Origin of the sequence: Rufibacter radiotolerans (genome assembly GCF_001078055.1) — a bacterium.
Classification (GTDB): domain Bacteria; phylum Bacteroidota; class Bacteroidia; order Cytophagales; family Hymenobacteraceae; genus Nibribacter; species Nibribacter radiotolerans.
The window spans coordinates 1222892-1243799 of record NZ_CP010777.1; the positions used below are offsets into that span (position 1 = coordinate 1222892).

Genomic DNA, 20908 nt, shown 5'->3' on the forward strand with positions numbered 1-20908 from the left:
GGTGATGCGTTAATTAGTCCATAAGTAAATAAACACCGCGGCAAACACGACCACCCCGCCTATGAAGCCGAAGGCGTAATCCTGCAACCTGCCAGACTGCACGCCCATTATTTTTCTGGAGAGGCTCATGGTCTTGTTACCAATGCCCTCCATGGTGCCGTCCACCACTTTTTTGTCAAAGAAGGCGATAGGCCCAGAGATGCGCTTGAAGATGATTTGCCGGGTGACAAACAGGTAGAACTCGTCTAAGTAGAACTTGTGACTGGTCCACCGGTAGAACCCGCCAAAGGCGTTAGCGAAACGGGTAGAAAGATTGTTTTCCTTTTTGTAGAAGATCCAGGCCAGGACAATGCCCAGGACGCCCACCGCCACCGCAATAGCGGCCAATGGGTAATTGAGGTGGGCTTCAAACCCGGCCTTGTCTGCGGTCACAAACTGGCTGAAGGGAATAAAACCTACGGTGATACTCAGAATCGCCAGAATCCCCAGAGGAATGGTCATGCTGACCGGTGATTCATGGGGAGCATGTTTGTAAGTGGTTTCCTTGCCCCAGAAGATCCCGAAGTACAACCGGAACATGTAGAAGGCGGTTAATCCGGCCACTACCACCGCTACTCCGTAGATCAGCGGGTTGTTGGCATAGGCCGCTACCAGAATTTCATCCTTGCTCCAGAAACCGGCCAGAGGCGGTACCCCCGCTATGGCCAGGGCGGCAATCAAAAAGGTGATGTTGGTGAAAGGCATGTACTTGCGTAGCCCGCCCATGTCTTTCAGGTAATTGCTGTGCACAGCATGGATGACTGAGCCAGCTCCCAGGAACAACAGGGCCTTGAACATGGCGTGCGTGAACAGGTGGAACATGGAAGCCATATACCCCACACCATCATGCCCTTCATAGCCAGATACGCCCAGGGCCATCATCATATACCCGATCTGTGACATGGTGGAGAATGCCAGCACCCGCTTGATATCGGTCTGCGTCACGGCAATCACTGCGGCGAATAAGGAGGAGAAAGCCCCCACATAGGCCACAATCTGCAACACAAAACCTTCCTCCACAAAGTAGTACAGCGGGAACAGGCGGGCCACCAGGTACACCCCGGCTACCACCATGGTGGCGGCGTGGATCAGGGCAGATACTGGCGTAGGACCCTCCATGGCATCTGGCAACCAAATGTGCAACGGGAACATAGCCGACTTGCCGGCGCCGCCCATGAAGATCAGCAGCAGGGCCCAGGTGATCACCGACAGCCCCATGAAGGAACTGGAGGCCCAGTTGAGAATAGCGCTTCCCTGCGGGTTGTTCAGCGTTTCAAAGTCAAAGGTGCCAGTGTAGAACCCAATGATCAGTATCCCAATCAGGAAACCGAAGTCAGCGAACCGGGTCACGATAAAGGCTTTTTTTGCCGCTGCCACCGCAGATTCTTTGGTGTAATAGTAACCAATCAGCAGGAACGAGGAAACCCCCACCAGCTCCCAGAAAATATAGATCTGGAACAGGTTGGTGGCCAGCACCAACCCATACATGGAGAAGGTGAAGAGACCCAGGAACGCAAAGAACTTGGTGTACCCGTCATCGCCTTTCATGTACCCTCTGGAGTAGATGTGCACCATCAAAGAAACCGTAGACACCACCAGAAGCATCATCACGGAGATAGGGTCAATGAGTACGCCCAGGTCTATGTGCAGGGTCTCAGTAAAGTTCAGCCAGACAGTTTTGTTGACTATTGCCTGGTACACCCCGTTGACCTTGCCCACTACAAAGAAATATTGGTAGGCGGTATAGAAAGACAGGAGGGTGGAGGCCGCCAGGCCGGCAACCCCAATGTACCCCGAAACCGCCGGCTTGATTCTCCGGTTGAAAATTCCCAGCAGCAGGAAAACTGCCAGCGGGATAAGAGGAATAAGAAGGGTATAACCTGTATTCATGATTTCCAGGGTTTAGAATTTCAACGTTTCGGTTTCCGTCACTTCTACAGAGCTTATTTGCTTGTAAAGGTTGAAAATGATGGCCACCGCCAGCGCCGTTTCCGCCGCGGCTACGGCAATAATGAAAATTGAATATACCACCCCCTGCAGAATGTCTGGGAACAGGTATTTATTGATCACCACAAAGTTGATGACCGAGGCATTCAGGATCAGCTCCACCGAGATCAGGATAGAAATCAGGTTTGTTCTAGTAAGAAACCCATAGACCCCTATGAAAAACAGGATAGACGTGACAAGGAGGATTTCGGTGATGCTGATGCCGGGTATCATCTTGGTAAGGCGTTAGGTTAGTGGATGGTCTCCAATAGGGTTGACTCTTTGTAGGAAACAGCAATTTCTTTTTCCAGGGGCTCTTCCAAAAGCTCTCTGGGTAGTTGCTCAGGGGAAGGCGTGAAGATCTCTGTTTCGTCCAGCGGGGCCTTGCCGCTACGGGCAATGGTAATGGCGCCAATCATAGCCGCCAGCAGCAGCACGCTTATTACCTCAAAAGGAAGTATAAAGCCTCCCGCATCATAACTCAGGAGTTTCATACCAATGTCACCGGTGGTGGTAGTGATGGTGTTAGGAACCACTTTGAAAGGATGGGCAATGATGGTGGAGGCAAACACACCCAGTCCGGCCAGGCAAGTAAGGGCAGTAAGAATGCGCTTGGTTTTGTTGGGTACCTCCATTTCCATGTCTATGTGGTGCACCAGTAAAACGGAGAAGATGATGAGCACAATAATGCCCCCGGCATACACCGTCAACTGTATGGCGGCCAGAAAATTGTAGTCGGCCATGAAATAGACGCCCGCTATGCCAATCAATACAAAGAGCAGGTACACCACGGAGCGTAGCATTTTTCGGCTGGTCACCGACGCGATAGCGAAACCGATCATGGTCAGCGCTAACCCATAAAATATGAACTTTTCCATAGCTTATTCTTCTATTCCTGCTTTTACCTTAGATCCTGGTTTGTTAAGCACCCGGGTAAGCTGGGTTCTGTCATACACCGAGTTTTCAAAATTCTGCGCCCATTCAATGGCGTTGGAGGGGCAGGCGTTCACGCACAGGCCGCATTGGGTACACATGCCAAAGTGGTAGATGTGCTTGTCAATCATCTTCTTCTTTTTGCCGGTCTCCGGGTCCAGACCGCGGTCCCAGATGATTTCAATGCTGCCGTTAGGGCAGGCCAGTTCACACTTCTGGCAACCGGTACAGCTGTGCTCGTTGTTTTCATCATGGTGCATGACCACCTCGCCCCTGAAGCGCTCAAACATTTGGAGTGTATCTCTATTTTCTGGGTACTGCTGGGTAATGGCGCCTTTTCCAGAATTCAGAAAATACTTTCCGGTGACCCCCATGCCCGTAAGCAGGGTTTTGACGCCGTTATAGATATCTGAGAAGTAACTCATAGCTTCTAGAATTGAATGGTTAACTTAAGCCACACCACCACTGCCATTAACACAATGTTCATCAGGTTCAGGGGGAGCAGGTACTTCCATTCCAGGGTAAGCAACTGGTCAATCCGTAACCGGGGGAAGGTCCATCTGAACCACATCATCAGGAATAATAGCACCAGCGCTTTGGCCAGGAACCAGAACAGGCCCAGCCACGGCAGCGACTCCGTAATCCCGAAGGGAGACAAGTAGGCCCCGAAGAAAACGGTGACCGCGATGGAGGCAATGATGAACATGTTGATGAACTCCGCCAGGAAGAAATAAGCGAACTTCATTCCCGAGTACTCGGTGTGGAAACCGGCACCCAGTTCAGATTCGGCCTCTACCAGGTCAAAGGGTGCCCGGTTGGTTTCGGCGGTGCCGGCAATCATGTAAATCATGAAGGCGAGTACCGCCGGAATATGCCCCTGCACTATGAGCCAGCCATTGCGTTGCACCTCTACAATCTCAGAAAACTGCAGCGAACCGGTAATCAGAATCATGGTCAAAAGCGATAGGCCCACCGATAGTTCATAGCTGATGGTTTGCACCCCGCTGCGCATGGCGCCTATCATGGCAAACTTGTTATTACTTCCCCAACCGGCCAGCAGAATGCCAATTACCCCAATAGAGGAAAGCGCGATGATGAAGAGAACCCCAATGTTGATGTCAAAGGCCTGGAAATACCCCGCAAAAGGAATGACCGCCAAGGCCATTAAGGCGGTGATGATAACAAAGTAAGGGGCCAGGTTGTAGAGGAATTTGTCGGCTTTTACCGTACCCGTCAATTCTTTGGATACCAGCTTTAAAGCATCAGCCACCGTCTGGAACCACCCCTGGAACCCAACCCGGTTGGGGCCCAACCGCAGCTGGAAACGGGCCGCTACTTTTCGTTCCAGCAGCACCAGAAAAAGGCCGGCAATGGCAAAGAAGGTGAGATATACCACGGCTATAAGAATCATTTCTACTATACTGGCTACACTTGGTGGCATGATGGCAGAAAGCAGCTCATGCGTCTTTTCTGAGAGGGTAAGTGATATATTCATCGCCTTGTGGTTTATCGGTCTATATCAGGGATTACAAGATCTAGGGTGGCCATGGATGCTACCAGGTCTCCTACTTTTCCGCCCACGGCTATATGATTCAGAAGGGATAAGTTGGAGAGGCCCGGCGAGCGGAATTTGAGCCGGTACGGGTTTTTTGTGCCGGTACTAATGATGAATACCCCCAGCTCGCCGCGGGCCGTTTCTACTTTCTGGTAGAATTCACCTTTGGGCAATTTTATGACGGCATCGGTGGCCACCTGGAAATTCCCTTCTGGGATGTTGTCAATCAACTGCTCAATGATGGAGAGGGACTCCCACATCTCCTCAATCCGGACCTGGTAGCGGGCAAAGGTGTCTCCCTCGGTCTTCAGGATTTCCTTGAACGTGACTTTGTTCAGGGCGCTGTACGGGTGGTGTTTCCGTACGTCGCAGGAATATCCAGAAGCCCGGCCCACCGGACCAGAGGCGCCGTAGGAAATGGCGGCCTCTTTGCTTAACACGCCCACGCCTTTGGTTCTTTTCTGGAAGATGACGTTGTTGGTTAGCAGGGTGTCGTACTCCGGTAATTTGCTTCTGAAGTGGGTGATGAAGGCTTTGACTCTGGAAATGAAGTTGGGGTGAATGTCAAACATCAGGCCCCCGGGTAGACTGTAGTTCATGGTTAGCCGTGCGCCGCAGGTTTCCTCAAAGATGTCGTTGATCATTTCCCGGTCCCGGAACCCGTAGAAGTAGGTGGTGAGCGCTCCCACGTCCATTCCCAAAACACCCCACCACAGGCAGTGCGAGGCAATTCTGGTCAGTTCGCCTATAATGGTTCTAACTACCTTGGCCCGTTCCGGGATTTCAACGCCCAGGGCATTTTCTACGGCCAGGCAAACAGCCTCATTGTTGATGTGGGAAGACAGGTAGTCCAGCCGGTCTGTCAAGTGAATGATCTGCTGGTAGCTGTTGCGCTCACACATCTTTTCAATGGAGCGGTGTATATAGCCCAGGTCTGGTTCTACCTTTTTGATAACCTCACCGTCTATGGTTAACAGCAGCCGGAGAACCCCGTGGGTGGCAGGGTGCTGAGGCCCCATGTTAATGAAGTATTCTTCAGACTTAAAGTTGGTATTGACAGTAGCGGTTTCCATATGCGTTTACTTAACTATCATGTTCACTTCATCTGAAAAATCTTTCCGGAGCGGGTAGCCTACGTAATCTTCGGTGAGGAAAAGCCTTTTCATGTTAGGGTGGCCGTTGAACCTGATCCCGAAAAAGTCAAACACCTCCCGCTCATGGAATTCTGCGGTGCGCCAGAGATCAGATACCGTGTCCAGGGTGGGTGTTTCCCGGTCTGGGGTGGTGACCCGTACCACCAGAATATGGCGGTGGGTGGTGGATTCCAGGTGATAAATCACCCCCAGCTCTTTGCCCCAGTCTACCCCGGTGAGGCAGAACAGGTAATCAAAATCCGTTTCGGGGGTGTTTTTCAGAAAACGCATCAAAACCAGCAGCTGGTCTGGGTCAATGCTCACATTCAGAAACTGTGGCCCCTCGGTGGAGAATTGAAGCTTGACCGCCTCAGGCTCCGGAAACCAGTCTCCAATTAGGTATTGTAGTGCTTCGTTGGTCATAGCTCCTGGGCGTTAAAAGCCTTCATCAAAACCGTCAATAGGATTCTTCTTGTGCTTCATGCTTTCCTGCCTGATCTTGTCCTGCAGCATCAGCATACCTTCCAGCAGGGCCTCGGGGCGGGGCGGGCAACCCGGCACATACACATCTACCGGAATGATATGGTCGGCACCTTTTACCACGGAATAGGAATTGTAGAAAAAAGGTCCGCCGGAGATAGCGCAGGCACCCATGGCGATGACGTATTTGGGTTCGGCCATCTGGTCATACAGGCGGCGCAGCACCGGGGCCATTTTGTTGGTGATGGTGCCGGCTATCACAATCAGATCTGCCTGGCGGGGCGAAGGGCGGGCTACTTCAAACCCAAAACGGGAGTAGTCATGGCGGGCGGCTCCTGTCTGCATCATTTCAATGGCGCAACAACTGGTGCCAAAATAGAGCGACCATAAAGAATTGGCCCGGCCCCAATTGATGATCTTGTCCAGAGAAGTGACGACTACGTTGGCCCCATTGCCGGCCGGAATGACCTTGCCCGGGAAATCTGCCGGCATGGTAGGCGCGGCCGGTGCGGTGGTGGGTTCTACTGCCATTTTAGTGCTCCTTTCTTCCAAGCGTACAGAAGGCCTAAGCCCAGAATAAATAAGAAGATGAATATCTCCACCAGCGCAGCGGTACCCACCGTTTTGAAGACCACGGCCCAGGGGAATAAAAAGGCCACCTCCACATCAAAAATCAGGAACAAGATGGCGAACAGGTAATACCCCACTTTGAACTGCACCCAGGTGGGGCCAATGGTGGTCATGCCGCTTTCATAGGGCTCGCGTTTCTGCGGATTATCTGACTTAGGCGAGATTAAATTGGAGAGGAAATTTGCCCCGGCCACCAGTACCACGCCGGCCAGAAAGAAAACTATCAATGCTTCTGAACCCATTTCTTTGCTGCTTTATTGTTAAATAATATTACCAGAAATGAAGAGGAATAAAACTGATGAAGATCAGTTGCCAGCATGCTATTTTACCTGGTAGGTCTCTCCTGAAAAGAAGAGATCATCGGTCTTGGTGAAAGGTGATCTGGCTTTCACTTCTGCGGTCAACGCATCTTCTCTTTCTTCCAGGGTAAAGTCCTCGTAGCTTCTAATCACACCGGTAACCATGGGGTGTTCCAGGCGCACCAGCATCTGGTGTAGGGTGGGGTCTTTCTCTTTGGCGTCATGCACCAAAATGTCTGCCAGCGTCACGCCGTTCTCGCCAATAGTGACTACTTCCAGCTTGAGGCCCTTCAGCACTATGCCTTTTTCCTTGTCTTTCCCGAACAGCATGGGTTTGCCATGCTCCAGAAAGATCTGCTTGTCTTCCTTGACGTCTTTGTTGGTGACACTGTCAAAGCACCCGTCGTTAAAGATCACGCAGTTCTGAAGTACCTCAATCAAAGACGTGCCCTTGAATTGATGAGCCTCAATCAGGATCTGCGAAATGACTTTTGGGTTGTTGCCGGCAATGCGGGCAAAGAAGCGTGCGTTGGCGCCCAGGGCCAGCTCACCGGGAGAGAAGGGCGGCTGGGTGTTTCCGTAGGGAGATGACTTTGTTTTCTGGCCCAGCAGGGAAGTAGGAGAGAATTGACCTTTGGTTAAACCGTAGATCTCATTGTTGAACATGACAATGTTGAGGTCCACGTTCCGGCGCAGGGCATGGATGAAGTGGTTACCGCCAATGGCCATGGAGTCTCCGTCGCCGGTCATCACCCACACGCTTAGATTAGGGTTGGCCAGTTTCACGCCGGTAGCAATGCCCGGGGCCCTGCCATGGATGCTGTGCATGCCGTAGGTGTCCATGTAGTACGGGAACCTAGAGGAGCACCCAATGCCGGAAATGAACACCACGTCTTCTTTTCTCACCCCCATATCTGGGAGGGCCTTCTGCATGGACCGCAGGATCACGTAATCATCGCAGCCGGGGCACCATCTTACTTCCTGGTCGCTGGTGAAATCTTTAAAAGTATAGGCAGGGATTGGAGTAGTGGTTTCCATAATTAGATGAGTTTTTTAAATTCCTGGGTGAGTTCATCATTGGCAAAAGGAAGGCCCTGAATCTTGTTGAACTGCGTATATTCAAACTGCCCGAAGTTCATTCTCAGGATGCTGGCGAACTGGCCGCCGTTGAGTTCACAGACCACAATGGTTTTAAACTTGGAGAAGATCTCGGCTGTGTTCTTAGGCAGCGGGTTAATGTAGTTGAAGTGCGCCAGGCCAATGCCGTCATACCCTTCCTTGTTCAGGTGTTTCACCGCCGAATAAAGGGACCCATACGTACCGCCCCAGCCTACTACCAGCAGGTCTCCGGATTGGGCAAACTCAGTCTTAAGCTCTGGGATATTTTCCTGCACGCGCCGCACTTTCTCGGCCCTGATGTAGGTCATGGTCTGGTGGTTTTCCGGCACGTGAGACACGTTACCCGTGATGGAGTCTTTTTCAAGGCCACCAATTCTATGCTCCAGGCCCGGGGTGCCCGGCACGGCCCAATTGCGGGCCAACGTTTCCGGATCGCGGTTGAAGGGGGCATTCTTTTCGGTGCTGTCCGTGATTTTGCGGTTTTTGATCTCCGGCATCTCCGACACCGATTTGATTTTCCAGGGAGCAGAGCCGTTTGCAATGTACCCGTCGGTTAACAGGATAACCGGGGTCATGTGCTCCAGCGCCAGCCTTGCGGCTTCATAGGCATAATTGAAACAGTTGGCCGGGGTGCTGGCCGCTAGCACAATCGCAGGGCTTTCGCCGTTTCTGCCGTACATGGCCTGCATGAGGTCAGACTGCTCTGTTTTGGTAGGCAGACCGGTAGAAGGCCCGCCGCGCTGGACATTGATGATTACCAGCGGTAACTCCGTCATCACGGCCAGGCCGATAGCTTCCCCTTTCAGGGCTAAACCAGGGCCAGAGGTAGTGGTGACCGCTAAGTCTCCGGCAAAGGAGGCGCCAATGGCAGAGGTAATGCCGGCAATCTCATCTTCGGCCTGGAAGGCTTTCACGCCAAAGTGCTTGTGTTTCACCAGCTCATGCAAGATATCGGTGGCCGGGGTAATGGGGTAAGACCCCAAAAACAGCTCCAACCCGGCTTTTTCGGCGGCGGCCAGCAGACCCCAGGCGGTGGCGGTGTTGCCCATGATAATGCGGTAAGTTCCTTCCCGCATCTTGGCCGGTGAAATGGTATAGGAGTTAGGGATGAGCTCTAAGGTCTCTGCGTAATAGAAACCGGCATTCAAGACCTTGGTGTTGGCCTCTATTAGCTGGGGCTTGGACTTGAATTTCTTATTAATGAAGTCTATGGTATGCTCTGTGGACCGGTTGTACATCCAGTAGATCATGCCTAGCGAGAACATGTTCTTGCTTCTGGTGATGGCGGAGTTATCCAGTCCGGGGATATCTTTCACGGCCTCTTTAGTTAAAGAGGTCATAGGCACTTCAATCACCTTATAGTTGTCCAGGCTTCCGTCGTGCAGGGGATTGGTGGCATAAGCGGCTTTCTCCAGGTTCTTAGAGGTGAAGGCGTCTGTGTCTACTATAATGGTCTGCTTTGGCTTGAGCGCATGCAGGTTCGCTTTCAGGCCCGCGGGGTTCATGGCCACCAATAGATCCACATTGTCACCGGGGGTGCTTACTTCCACGCTGCCTATGTGTACCTGAAAGCCAGATACGCCATACAGACTCCCTTGGGGGGCTCTAATCTCAGAGGGGTAGTTTGGAAAAGTAGCCACGTCATTGCCAAACATGGCCGAGGTGTCTGTGAACTGGGTGCCGGTCAGCTGCATTCCGTCACCTGAATCGCCAACAAACCGAACGACAACTGCCTCCAGAACTTCGGGTTCAATTTTAATTTTCTCTGTGATCATGGTTGAGATTTTAAGAGGTGATAGAATGCACTTTTGGGAGAATTATTGTTACCAAAACTATTTTCTATTGAAGGCAATTGAAATGATTAGCATCATGCGATAGAGTGACCATCATCATGTTTAATAGGTAGAAAGAAATCTAATTTCATTCTGTCTAACCAAAACATTTAAAGTCATGGCACTAATAATTACCGATGAATGCATCAACTGCGATGCCTGCATTTCCAAATGCCCAAATAATGCTATTTCAGAACCAGATGCCGAGTGGTCCTTTGCGGATGGTACTACCTTAAGGGGGCTGGTAAAATCTCTTACCGGAGCAGATCTGGATGCAGACGCTAAAAATGCGCCCCTATCAGATGAGTTCTATTTCATTGTGTCTGATAAATGCACCGAGTGCCATGGGTTTCATGAAAAGCCCCAGTGCGCCTCTGTATGCCCGGTTGACTGCTGCATAGTAGATGACAGCCATATAGAGTCTGAGGATCAACTGCTCCTGAAAAAGGTCTGGATGCACGGCGAATAAACACGACATAACAGCTACCGCACAGTTGCTTATTTATGTTCTTTAGGGATAAAGGATGATGCTTTTTTATTGCCTTAAACCAGCAATATACTGTTGCCATTCTGCAATTCTGGAATTACAGAATTCTTAGGGTACCAATAAAATAATCATGATGAAAAAAGATTTCCCAAAACTGATTTGCGACGCTAATGAGGCGGTAGCCATTATAGCTCACAAAACCAATGAAGTTTGCGCTATATACCCCATTACACCGGCTTCCCCCATGGGGGAGCATGTGGATGTTTACAGCGCCAATAAAAAGAAAAACATTTGGGGGAATATCCCCCGGATTGTGGAAATGCAGAGTGAAGGGGGCGCCGCGGGTGCGGTCCACGGGTCTTTGCAGGCGGGGGCCTTGACCACCACCTTCACGGCCTCTCAGGGGCTGTTGCTGATGATCCCCAACATGTTCAAGATAGCGGGTGAGCTTTTGCCTTCTGTGATCCATGTGGCCGCCAGAACCGTTGCCACCCACGCGCTCTCCATCTTCGGCGACCATTCAGATGTGATGGCGGCCCGGCAGACAGGCTATGCCATGCTGTTTGCAGGGTCTGTGCAGGAAGCCATGGATTTTGCCCTGATCTCACAGGTAGCCACGTTCCACTCCAGGGTACCCTTCCTCAATATATTTGACGGTTTCCGCACCTCCCATGAAATCTCCAAGATTGACAGCATTCCAGATGAGGTGATCAAAGCCATGATGCCCGAGGAGAAGGTGATGGACCACCGCAACCGGTCTCTGGACCCAGACCACCCCGTGATCAGGGGTACCTCCCAGAACCCAGATGTCTTCTTCCAGGCCCGCGAGGCCGCAAATCTCTATTATGACCGTGTACCCAGCATTGTGCAGGACGTCATGGACGAGTTCTATGGCCACACCGGCCGTAAATATGAGCTCTTTGATTATGTGGGCCACCCGGAGGCCGAAAGGGTCATTATTATCATGGGTTCCGGCGAAGGCGCGGCCTGGGAAACGGTACAATCCTTAACCGCCCAGGGCGAGAAGGTAGGCGTGCTGTTTGTGCGCCTGTACCGGCCTTTCTCCATCCAGCATTTCATGGATAAACTGCCGGCTACCGTGACTAAAGTAGCAGTGCTAGACCGCACCAAAGAGCCCGGTAGCACCGGTGAGCCGCTGTACCTGGATGTGGTGACCGCCTTTGCGGAAAGCGACCGCGAGATGCCTTTGATCATTGGGGGCAGGTACGGCTTATCTTCTAAAGAATTCAACCCGTCCATGGTGAAAGCCGTGTATGATGAGCTGTTAAAAAGCAAGCCCAAAAACCACTTCACTATTGGCATTAATGATGATGTAAGCTTCACCAGCTTAACCTATGACCCTGCGTTCAAAGCCGAGAAAACCACCATTAACTGTCTGTTCTATGGCTTAGGAGCAGACGGAACGGTAGGGGCCAACAAGAACTCCATCAAGATTATTGGCGAAACCACCGATAATTACGTGCAGGGGTACTTTGTGTATGACTCTAAAAAAGCCGGGTCACAGACCGTTTCGCACTTGCGTTTCGGGAAGGAGCCAATCCATTCTACTTACTTAATAGAGGAGGCAGATTTCATTGCCTGCCACCAATTCAATTTTGTTGAGAAGTATGACCTCCTCCGGAAGATAAAACCTGGGGGAACGTTCCTGCTCAATTCACCTTATTCTAAGGAAGAGGTTTGGGAGCAATTGCCGCAGCATCTGCAGGAAAAGATTGTAGAGAATCATCTTGAGTTTTATGTGGTAGATGCCACCAAAGTGGCGCAGGCGGCCAACCTGGGCAAGCGAACCAATACGGTGCTGCAAACCTGTTTCTTTGCCGTCTCTGGGGTATTGCCCAAAGAGGAGGCCATCCAGAAAATCAAGGACGCCATTGTGAAATCTTACTCCCACAAAGGGGATAAGGTGGTGAAAATGAACTTTGACGCGGTAGATGCCTCTTTGGAGAGCCTGCAGAAAGTAGACTACCCGGCCATGATCACCAACAATCGGCAGTTAAAGCCCATGATGTCTGGCAACAGCAGCGCCTTTGTGAAAGAGGTACTGGGCAAGATTCTGGCCGGAACCGGTGATGAGCTTCCGGTGAGTGCCTTCCCGATAGACGGAACGTTCCCGACCGGTACCTCGCAGTTTGAGAAACGCGGCATCGCAGACTTTATTCCGGTATGGGATGACGCCAGCCTGTGTTCGCAGTGTAACAAGTGCGTGGTCATCTGTCCGCATGCTGCTATCAGGGCCAAGGTGGTGTCTAACGGGGAACTGCTGGGAGCGCCCGCCTCACTCAAAACCGTGCCTGCCAAAGGCCGACCCTTCAATGAGGCAACAGAGTCCTACATCTTGCAGGTATCTCCGGAAGACTGTACCGGCTGTGACTTGTGCGTGGCGGTTTGTCCGGTAGAGAGCAAGGAAATCCCCAATACCAAGGCGATCAACATGCACCGGAAGCTGGAAGTAGACGTGAACGAAAACCTGCACTGGGATTATTTCACCAACCTACCCGAGTATAACCGCAAAGAACTGCAGCTCTCTAACGTGAAGGGCTCACAGTTCCTGGAGCCCTTGTTTGAGTTCTCAGGGGCCTGCTCCGGCTGCGGCGAGACGCCTTATGTGAAACTGCTGACCCAGCTCTACGGTGACAGTATCTTGATTGCCAACGCCACCGGCTGCTCCTCTATCTACGGCGGTAACCTGCCCACCACGCCTTACAAAACAAATGCGTGCGGGCGCGGACCTGCCTGGGCAAATTCCCTCTTTGAGGACAATGCCGAGTTTGGTCTGGGCATGAGACTGGCGCTTACCAAGAAACAGGAGATTGCGGTAAGCCTGCTCAAAGCAGTGGAGCCCCTGGTGGGCAGTGATCTGGTAGCCGATATCCTCAATAATCCAGAGGTTACCGAGACGGAGAAAAGCCAGAAGCTGGCGGATATTGAGCGGCTCAAAGTTGCTCTGGATGGGGTAGGGGATAACCCCGATGTAGTGAAACTTCGGCACTTCACAGAGCACCTCCGCAAAAAAGCGGTCTGGATCCTGGGCGGCGACGGCTGGGCCTATGACATTGGTTCTGGCGGGGTAGACCACATCATGGCCTCCGGCGAAGACATCAATATCATTGTGCTGGATACCGAGGTGTACTCCAATACCGGCGGGCAGAAATCTAAATCTACGCCGCTGGGGGCTAGCGCCAAGTTTGCGGTAGCGGGTAAGAAAAGCAGCAAGAAAAGCCTGGCGCTGCAAGCCATCTCTTATGAGAATGTGTATGTAGCGCAGGTGGCCATTGGGGCCAAAGACCTGCAGACGCTAAAGGCCATTGAAGAAGCTGCTGCGTATCCGGGCCCATCGCTGATCATTGCCTACTCCCACTGCGTGGAGCACGGCTATGAGCTCAAGCACGGGGTGTCACAGCAGGAGAAAGCGGTAGAGACCGGTTACTGGCCACTCTTCAGATTTGACCCATCCAAACCCAAAGGCAGCAGGTTCAGGTTAGACTCCAAAGCACCTTCTGCGCCGGTAAGTGAGTTCATGTACAAAGAAACCCGCTTTACCCGTGTGGTAAAAGAGGATGCTGCCTTAGGAGCAGAGCTGCTGCAACGTGCCCAGGAAGAGGTGGAGTCTAAATGGGAGAAACTTGATTTTCTGAAGAATTCATAAATAACCAGGGGTAATCTGCCTTTCCAAAGCAGATTACCCCCTAACCTCTACTGTTATGGAAGCAAAAGCCAAAGCCCAAGCCAGTCAATTATTTTATGAAGCCGTTGATAAACTAAACCGCGCCAAAGAAGAGTACTACAAGCCGGAAGAAGACCTTATGGCGTATTTAGTCTGCAAGAATGCGCAGTTTTCCATTGAGAATTTCCTGCGGGGCTACCTCCTGCATAACGGGGTAGATCCTGGAGAGAATGCCACCATGAGTACCCTTTTTGAGGCGTGCAAAAGAATCAACCAGGGTTTTGAGCAAGTAGACCTTACAGCGCTGCACTGCAAGAACGAGAACGTTGACACCAGATTCTGTAATGACGCCCCCAGGGCCTGTAACTGCCTGCACGTGTCTACCACGCTGGAGAGCTTCCTGAGAAAGGAAAATGTGATTGCCTGACCGGTTTCATGCTTGGCGGTAAAAGGAAAAAGCTCCAAGAGATTGGAGTTTTTTCCTTTTACCGGTAGGTGGTTTAATACATGTCTCTGCCATTTGCAGGCATTTAAAGATTCCCCATTAAGCGCCTTCTTTCTGCCTTCTGTTTTAGGGCCCTTTTCCGGAAAACAGGCCCAAAACAGAAATTGTCTAGAGTTGGTCCTCCAGGCGGTGATGGCATGGGGAGGAGGAAAGCAGGCCTGCCGGTTGGAATCTAAATAGCCAGGTTGAACTGGTGCGCCTCTGGCAGGTCTGGGTTAGTGCTGACGTGCGTAGCCGCATACGCCGGGCAATGGCCCACGGAACTGGTGAGTGCAAACACGGTGGCCATCGTCCCTAAGGCCAGGGCGGCTCCCCCGCGCACCTTATGGGTGGCAATCAAGGCGACGGCACCTGCCGCCACTGAGGACCTGATAATGCGGTCCAGGTTTCCCATATTCTTTTTCATAGTGGTATTTTAAATTGGTTAGACACTTTCATTTTTTACAGGAGGCCGGTCACTGCTCCCTGTTTTCAGGCGGGGTCTTTAGCAGCGCCTGTTTTATTTCTAACGCTTCGGAGGGTTTTGTGTTACCGGATGGCCATGGCTGGCCTTACTTTCTAGTGGTTGGGCTTTGCTATCTCCGGTTGTAAACAGAAGGCCTGTTTTTAGGGTGTTTTCTGCAAAACAGGCCTAAAATGGGAATCTTTAGTTACCTAAAATAGCAGCTTCATTAACAATCCAACAAAGCTCAAAAACTCAAATCTGAAGCGCAGTAATTAAGACTAGAACTTGATAGTAGGATTAATAAAAGATAAAGACCCTAAATGTAATAGCTATAGTAAATGCAATTTAGTATTTCTATATTAATATAATGCAATATCCCTTGTAAAAAATTAGCCCTCAGATGGTTGTATGTTATTTTAAATGTTAGATTTGTATTCAACAACATAGAAAATTTATATATGGGAAAAACTTCTACTCGACTAGTGGCAGTATCTTTATCATTGATGTTTTGGGGGATGGCAGATTCTGCCTGGGCGCAAAGCCCAAGTGTAGCAGAAGCTGAAATGGTTGTCAACGGCGTAAGCCGGAAGGGACAGAGCATTGCCCTACCAGTAGACCATGTGGTGGTAGAGAAAGCCTGGAAAAACTATCTGAAAACGCAATCTGGCAGTCCCATCAAAGGGGAATCTTTCTGGTCCTTTGGCAAAGCAAAGGCGCCTAAAGGCATCTACCTTGTAGAGGAAGGCGAGATAGATACGATAAGTAGCAAACCTCTGAACATCTTTTCCAAGGTGGAAGGCGGGCCCAATAATACCACTTTATGGTGGTCCCTTGAGGTGGACGGTAAAAGCCTGAGCCAAGCGGGTACCCCAACAGAGTGGAACCGTAGCGCTGCCTTACTGCAGAAATTTTCCCAGAACCTTTACCTTGAAAACATTAAGTCTGAGGTAGATTTTGCCGAAGATGTAATGGTTTACTCGCAAGAGGAGGTCAAGCAGATGGAACGGTCGGCCAGTAAGATTCAGGCTAAAATCACCAAAACCCAGGAAGAGAAAGCCAAATTGGAATCAACCTTAGCAGCCCTTCCCGATGAGCCGGAAGACCTGGATCAGGAAGCTGAGGCCATCCCTACCCGGCAGGAACGTGCCCTGGCAGCCAAAACAAGAGAACTCAATGACCTGACCAAGAAACTGGAAAAAGCCCAGATGCGACAGGCCATTGCCAAACAAGAGATGGCAATCATGAGTCAGGAAATGGAAGCCGCCAAAGCGAAGCTTCAGAAAACGAATTAATTCCCTGTTTACGGGAAGAATGCCCCTCGGCCCTATGGTACCTTACTATAGGGCCGATCTGTTTTAGGGCCGTTTTTTTGGAAAACGGCTCTAAAACGGAAAGCGCACCCAGAGCGAAAAAACTGCAGTAGGGGAGAGCCAACGGGACCTAGGGCAAGGCCGCCATTACCCGAGCCACCAGGGCATCACAACGGTGCGTGCCAGGGTAAAATACTTCTAGGCTGGAAGATAATTTGTAAAAGCTCTCCTTAACATGGCCGTTGGCCGGGGTAACCGCATCTTTGAAATCCTAAAATTGCTTTAATCTTATTTACTTCTCCCTAAACCCTAATCTCTATTAGAGCAAGTGCGGCCTTTGAAGCGCTTTATAATTTTTTGTTTAAGAATTGCGCTCAAAAAGAGAAGGGGGTATTAAGCCGGAAGTTTTACGCATTGATATTCCATCAAGGAAGTAATAGGCTTATCCCGTCAGAACCTATGTAGTACAATACCATATACTGCTCCAGTGCGTAAAACAGAATAAGGCATTGCTATTTGCCTTTCACTGTTCCCTGAATGTCAAGCATGCTATGGCAGAGCCAGCAATATCCGGGTTGGGGCAAAAAGCCTTAAAAACTGCCGCCGTTCTGTTGGCTAGTGTGGCAGCTTTATTTTTGGCGGCAATGGTGGCGTTGTACTTCCTGGCCGGCCCCCTGGTGGAGGGTTTTCTTAAAAGGCAGGTAGTAGGGCAAACAGAGGGGCTGTACCATATCAATTTTGATGATTTGCACCTGCACCTGCGTACGCGCAGCATGACCCTGGAAGGGTTGCATCTCTACCCAGATACCGCTACCCACCGCCGGCAAAAGGAGAACGGGCAGGCCCGCCGCACTCTTCTTGAGGTGCAAAGCCAAAGGGTAACGCTCACCCGCATTAACCTGGCGGACCTGCTTTTTAAGAACCGGTTACATATAAATACCCTGGTGGCAGAGCGTCCTCTAATCACGCAGCTGCTGGATGAATCGGTGGAGGAAGGACGGAGCCTTGGTAGCGGAAGCCTGAAAGCAGTTAGCATTCATAAGCTTGCCTTACAAAAGGCTAAATACAGGTATCTGGTGCTGGGGCGGCAGAGCAGACCTCGGCATAAAATACACCAATTTTCGCTTAAGATTCAGGACCTGCTGCTAGACTTACAGCAACAGGAAAGCCTCACCAAAATGATTCTGGCAGGTGCGCTTGATCTGAACCTTATGGACTATACGTACCAAACTCCTGACAGCGTATATACCTTCCGGATCAGGAGTCTTGCTTACTCCTCAGGGCAGCAGGTGTTAAATGCATCGGGTGTAGCCGCGCTGCCCCACTTCCATGCAAACAGGGTGCTCCCTGAAAATAGGCGACACCGCATACTGTATCAAGTGGGTATACCCTTACTAAGCCTCAAAGGACTGGACCTGGCAGTAGCCTTCCGCACAAAGCGGCTTCTGCTTGACCAGTTGTTGCTCAACCGCACCGCTCTGCATATTGTTGAAGACACCTCTACGCCTGATTCTGCCGCCTTCCCTGGCCTGTCTGATATGTATGCCAGCCTATCGCATTACCTGCGGGAGATCAGCGTAAGGGAACTGCACTTGACCAGCGGCAGCTTCGGCTATAGCCAAAAAGAAAGCGCCGTGCATATCCTTCATCGGCTGGAACGGGCAGACCTGCATGTGCAGGCGCTTCAGCTTGATTCCGGGACTCTTTTTATGCCAAAAGCAAAAGCCTTTGCAGAAGCGGTGCAGCTTGTTTCAGAACACTATACTTACACCCCCCCCAACAGCCCCTATACCCTAAAGGCGGGTCGTATGCAGCTATCTACCCGCGATAAAACGTTGCAGGCAGAGAAATTGCACCTGGCCGGAGACTGGGATAAAAACGATCGACTGAAAAATAGGGGTAAAGCTAAGCACACCTTTTATGACATTGCCCTGCCTGAACTACATGTAAGCGAGTTTGACCTGTTTAAGGCACTGCAGACCTCCCGGCTCACAATAGGAAGAATACGTGCCGTTCAGCCTGCGATAGATGTGCGCACCGACCAGGCAGTGCCAAAGACGGAGGAGGGTCCCTTTTTGCGGGAGTTGTACCCGCAGGTTTCAGGTTTGGTCAGTAGCCTTGAAGTAGGAGAGGTCATGATAACAAATGCTTCCCTTACCCACCATAGCAAGACCGGTGATATTCAGCTACTGCAGCAACTGGAACACGCCTCTCTGGCAGCTACTGGCCTGTTGATAGACTCTGCCTTTATTTTTAATCCAGAGGTAACGCTACCGTTGCAGGAAGGGACTGTAACAGCGCTGAACTACCGCTACCGGGTGCCATACGGTAACCCTACCATTGCTTTAGCAGGCCTGCGGTACTCTACCCGCCAACAGGAATTCTGGGCTAATGGGGTGGAGGTTGTGTCAAGCCAGAATGCCAATGAACGGCACAAAAGCATTGATCATGGGAGCAGAAATATAATTGATCTTTCGGCCTCCGCATTAAGGGTGGCAGGCCTGGATTTGATCAGGGCACTGAAAACAGGTCATCTGGAGGCAAATATCCTGTTACTGCAGAATCCGGAGGTGGTCATCCAATTGGACCGTACCGTTGCCGCTTCACAGGAAGGGTCGCAGGGAAAAGGGAAAGCGCTGTTCAACCTTCTGGATAAAGTTTCTGTAAATACCATTCAGCTGGAAGATGGCTCTTTCACATTAAATGAAAAGCTGGAACCGGTCTTGCGCACCCACTACCTGGAGCATGTTACCGCCACGGTATCAGGTTTTGAACTGACGCCTTCCAGTTTTGCTCACCTGCAGAGTGTGCTCCCCATGCAGGAGATGACCCTGCTGGCAAAAGATTACACCTTCCAATCGACCGATAACCTTTATACCATCCGGCTTGACAGCGTACATTATTCAACAAGAAACCAGGAGATTGTGGCCCATGCATTCAGCGTAAGTGCCAATAGAGAAGTGAATGAGCGCCTGAAAGCAGAAAACCCAGATCTGGCCAGCCGTAACCTGATAGACATTTCGTCAAAAAGATCACGCATTACCGGTTTTAATCTGATCCAGGCATATGCAACTGGGCAGTACCAAATGGAAAAGCTACTGCTTTCAAGTCCTAAAGTAACCATTCTGCAAGACCACAAAGTACCCCTCACTGCCAATAAAACAACCACTAACCAAGATACGGCCGCAGCTAATGGCGCTATGGGGCAGCTAAATGAAATGGTCACAAGTTTAAAGGTGGCGCGCCTGGAGGTGGCAGACGGTACGTTTGATTTCCAAATTCTGGAAGATACCATCCGGGAAAGCCAGACTTTGGAGCATGTAGCGCTTGCCATTGACGGGTTACGGCTGGTATCTCTGGAAGCCAACGATCCACTGGATATATTTGCTGCCGATGACCTTGGCCTACTTATACAGGGGTATACCTACTTCACGCGTGATAGCCTGTATGCGCTGGAGGTGAAGGAAATAAAAGCATCTATGCGTAATAGGTCACTCATGGCTGACAGCCTCCGGGTGAGGCCTCTTTTCAGCAAAGAAGCCTATGACACCTTATTTACCTATGCCCGTAACCGGGTAGACGCTGTAGTACCTGAAATTATTATGCAGAAAATAAGCCTACGGGCACTTTTCAATAATCAGGATATAATAGCGGAGAAAATGATGATAAAGAACCCAGTGGTGGAGGTTTACCGCGATAACAGGCTAGGCTTTAATCCGGAGCTTAGGCCGCCTACCCTGCAAAGTGCGCTGCGAGACGTGGAGCTTTACATCCGGGTGGATACCATACTGGTGGAGAAGAACAACTTTCTGCACCCTATTATCGCAATAGATGGCATAAAACCGGCTGTTTTTGTGCTGGACAGCATCCAGTTGCAGGCGTATAACGTCACCAACGATACGGCCCTTATCAGAATAAACAATATAATGACTGTAAATGCCTCAGCTCTTTTTATGGGCGCCAGCACCTTACAAGTCCGGTTTCTTTTTGAGATGGATCATGCTAAGGACCGGTATACCTACCAAGGTACGTTGGAGCCAATGGATTTTTCGGCCCTGAATCCATTATTAGAGAACATGGTCTACATAAGAATAAAGCGGGGTTGGATAAATAAGGCCTCGTTCTCAATGGAGGCTACTGGGGAGGAGGCCACCGGTCAGGTGCATTTCCCTTACAAAAACCTGAAGGTGCAGCTTCTCAATAGGCATAATCCAGATAACCCGGGCTTTCTGTTGAAGGCGGGTTCGCGGTTGGTTAATTGGCTGATCATTAAATCAAATAACCCTTCAGCCTTTGGGAAATTCCGCAAGGGAGAGGTAAAGGTGATGTTGGATCCCCAGCGTTCTGTGTCTTACCACATAAGCAAGTCGGTGCAGGATGGTGTCACCTCCAGCCTGATGGTGAAACTGGTGCACCGGATGGTCTCAAAATTTGTGAATTTATAGCAGCATTTACTTTGGATAAAGCGGC

General features: G+C 50.7%; 17 protein-coding genes. 5 read left to right on the forward strand and 12 right to left on the reverse strand.

The genetic code is table 11. From position 1 onward, the window contains the following. Positions 1-9: 9 nt before the first annotated feature. The 11 genes from nuoL to TH63_RS05150 form a co-directional block, all read right to left on the reverse strand. Positions 10-1929 carry an NADH-quinone oxidoreductase subunit L gene (nuoL, locus tag TH63_RS05100; RefSeq protein WP_156180397.1) on the reverse strand — a complete coding sequence of 640 codons (1920 nt, stop codon included), beginning with the start codon at positions 1927-1929 and terminating at the stop codon, positions 10-12. A gap of 12 nt (positions 1930-1941) precedes the next feature. Continuing rightward, complete coding sequence (gene nuoK, locus TH63_RS05105) at positions 1942-2259, reverse strand: NADH-quinone oxidoreductase subunit NuoK (protein WP_048920002.1); 318 nt, start codon at positions 2257-2259, stop codon at positions 1942-1944. 17 nt (positions 2260-2276) lie between these two features. Next, positions 2277-2903 (reverse strand): NADH-quinone oxidoreductase subunit J family protein, encoded by a 627-nt coding sequence (locus tag TH63_RS05110; protein WP_082161559.1) that lies wholly within the window; start codon positions 2901-2903, stop codon positions 2277-2279. 3 nt (positions 2904-2906) lie between these two features. Continuing rightward, the gene (locus tag TH63_RS05115) at positions 2907-3383 is read right to left on the reverse strand and encodes a 4Fe-4S dicluster domain-containing protein (RefSeq protein WP_048920003.1); all 477 of its coding nucleotides are present in this window, start codon (positions 3381-3383) and stop codon (positions 2907-2909) included. A 5-nt stretch (positions 3384-3388) separates the two neighbouring features. Then, positions 3389-4453, reverse strand: coding sequence for an NADH-quinone oxidoreductase subunit NuoH (gene nuoH, locus TH63_RS05120; protein ID WP_048920004.1), 1065 nt, complete (start codon positions 4451-4453; stop codon positions 3389-3391). An 11-nt stretch (positions 4454-4464) separates the two neighbouring features. After that, the gene (locus TH63_RS05125) at positions 4465-5586 is read right to left on the reverse strand and encodes an NADH-quinone oxidoreductase subunit D (protein WP_048920005.1); all 1122 of its coding nucleotides are present in this window, start codon (positions 5584-5586) and stop codon (positions 4465-4467) included. A 6-nt stretch (positions 5587-5592) separates the two neighbouring features. Further along, positions 5593-6069, reverse strand: coding sequence for an NADH-quinone oxidoreductase subunit C (locus tag TH63_RS20470; protein ID WP_048920006.1), 477 nt, complete (start codon positions 6067-6069; stop codon positions 5593-5595). 12 nt (positions 6070-6081) lie between these two features. Then, positions 6082-6657: an NADH-quinone oxidoreductase subunit B gene (locus tag TH63_RS05135; protein WP_316931948.1), complete on the reverse strand. Its 576-nt coding sequence runs from the start codon at positions 6655-6657 to the stop codon at positions 6082-6084. Further along, positions 6648-6998: an NADH-quinone oxidoreductase subunit A gene (locus TH63_RS05140; protein ID WP_048920007.1), complete on the reverse strand. Its 351-nt coding sequence runs from the start codon at positions 6996-6998 to the stop codon at positions 6648-6650. Before TH63_RS05140 ends, TH63_RS05135 begins: the two co-directional genes overlap by 10 nt. A 78-nt stretch (positions 6999-7076) precedes the next feature. After that, on the reverse strand, positions 7077-8093 hold the full coding sequence (locus tag TH63_RS05145; RefSeq protein ID WP_048920008.1) for a 2-oxoacid:ferredoxin oxidoreductase subunit beta: 1017 nt from the start codon (positions 8091-8093) through the stop codon (positions 7077-7079). A gap of 2 nt (positions 8094-8095) precedes the next feature. Then, complete coding sequence (locus TH63_RS05150; protein WP_048920009.1) at positions 8096-9949, reverse strand: 2-oxoacid:acceptor oxidoreductase subunit alpha; 1854 nt, start codon at positions 9947-9949, stop codon at positions 8096-8098. Between the two features lie 175 nt (positions 9950-10124). Between TH63_RS05150 and TH63_RS19930 the strand changes: the two genes are divergently transcribed. The 3 genes from TH63_RS19930 to TH63_RS05160 all read left to right on the forward strand — a co-directional run bounded on the left by TH63_RS19930 (position 10125) and on the right by TH63_RS05160 (position 14605). Then, positions 10125-10475, forward strand: a complete 351-nt coding sequence (locus tag TH63_RS19930) for a 4Fe-4S dicluster domain-containing protein (protein WP_076606408.1) — start codon at positions 10125-10127, stop codon at positions 10473-10475. Positions 10476-10623: 148 nt separating this feature from the next. Next, positions 10624-14160, forward strand: coding sequence for a pyruvate:ferredoxin (flavodoxin) oxidoreductase (gene nifJ, locus TH63_RS05155; protein ID WP_231583549.1), 3537 nt, complete (start codon positions 10624-10626; stop codon positions 14158-14160). 55 nt (positions 14161-14215) lie between these two features. Beyond that, positions 14216-14605, forward strand: a complete 390-nt coding sequence (locus tag TH63_RS05160) for a hypothetical protein (RefSeq protein ID WP_048920010.1) — start codon at positions 14216-14218, stop codon at positions 14603-14605. Positions 14606-14855: 250 nt separating this feature from the next. Here TH63_RS05160 and TH63_RS05165 read toward each other — a convergent pair whose 3' ends face one another. Further along, positions 14856-15089: a YgaP family membrane protein gene (locus tag TH63_RS05165; RefSeq protein WP_048920011.1), complete on the reverse strand. Its 234-nt coding sequence runs from the start codon at positions 15087-15089 to the stop codon at positions 14856-14858. 554 nt (positions 15090-15643) lie between these two features. Between TH63_RS05165 and TH63_RS05170 the strand changes: the two genes are divergently transcribed. Together TH63_RS05170 and TH63_RS05175 are read left to right on the forward strand one after the other, a co-directional pair. After that, positions 15644-16420: a hypothetical protein gene (locus TH63_RS05170; protein WP_048920012.1), complete on the forward strand. Its 777-nt coding sequence runs from the start codon at positions 15644-15646 to the stop codon at positions 16418-16420. A gap of 638 nt (positions 16421-17058) precedes the next feature. Continuing rightward, positions 17059-20883, forward strand: a complete 3825-nt coding sequence (locus TH63_RS05175; RefSeq protein ID WP_156180399.1) for a hypothetical protein — start codon at positions 17059-17061, stop codon at positions 20881-20883. The last annotated feature ends 25 nt before the right edge of the window (positions 20884-20908 follow it).

Bases quoted from the DNA above. Each gene is read 5' to 3' on its own strand.
- nuoH (WP_048920004.1), bottom strand. From the start codon at position 4,453: ATGAATATATCACTTACCCTCTCAGAAAAGACGCATGAGCTGCTTTCT.
- TH63_RS05125 (WP_048920005.1), bottom strand. From the start codon at position 5,586: ATGGAAACCGCTACTGTCAATACCAACTTTAAGTCTGAAGAATACTTC.
- TH63_RS05135 (WP_316931948.1), bottom strand. From the start codon at position 6,657: ATGGCAGTAGAACCCACCACCGCACCGGCCGCGCCTACCATGCCGGCA.
- TH63_RS05160 (WP_048920010.1), top strand. From the start codon at position 14,216: ATGGAAGCAAAAGCCAAAGCCCAAGCCAGTCAATTATTTTATGAAGCC.
- nuoK (WP_048920002.1), bottom strand. From the start codon at position 2,259: ATGATACCCGGCATCAGCATCACCGAAATCCTCCTTGTCACGTCTATC.
- TH63_RS05150 (WP_048920009.1), bottom strand. From the start codon at position 9,949: ATGATCACAGAGAAAATTAAAATTGAACCCGAAGTTCTGGAGGCAGTT.
- TH63_RS05170 (WP_048920012.1), top strand. From the start codon at position 15,644: ATGGCAGATTCTGCCTGGGCGCAAAGCCCAAGTGTAGCAGAAGCTGAA.
- TH63_RS05165 (WP_048920011.1), bottom strand. From the start codon at position 15,089: ATGAAAAAGAATATGGGAAACCTGGACCGCATTATCAGGTCCTCAGTG.
- TH63_RS05145 (WP_048920008.1), bottom strand. From the start codon at position 8,093: ATGGAAACCACTACTCCAATCCCTGCCTATACTTTTAAAGATTTCACC.
- TH63_RS05140 (WP_048920007.1), bottom strand. From the start codon at position 6,998: ATGGGTTCAGAAGCATTGATAGTTTTCTTTCTGGCCGGCGTGGTACTG.
- nuoL (WP_156180397.1), bottom strand. From the start codon at position 1,929: ATGAATACAGGTTATACCCTTCTTATTCCTCTTATCCCGCTGGCAGTT.
- TH63_RS05115 (WP_048920003.1), bottom strand. From the start codon at position 3,383: ATGAGTTACTTCTCAGATATCTATAACGGCGTCAAAACCCTGCTTACG.
- nifJ (WP_231583549.1), top strand. From the start codon at position 10,624: ATGATGAAAAAAGATTTCCCAAAACTGATTTGCGACGCTAATGAGGCG.
- TH63_RS05110 (WP_082161559.1), bottom strand. From the start codon at position 2,903: ATGGAAAAGTTCATATTTTATGGGTTAGCGCTGACCATGATCGGTTTC.
- TH63_RS19930 (WP_076606408.1), top strand. From the start codon at position 10,125: ATGGCACTAATAATTACCGATGAATGCATCAACTGCGATGCCTGCATT.
- TH63_RS20470 (WP_048920006.1), bottom strand. From the start codon at position 6,069: ATGACCAACGAAGCACTACAATACCTAATTGGAGACTGGTTTCCGGAG.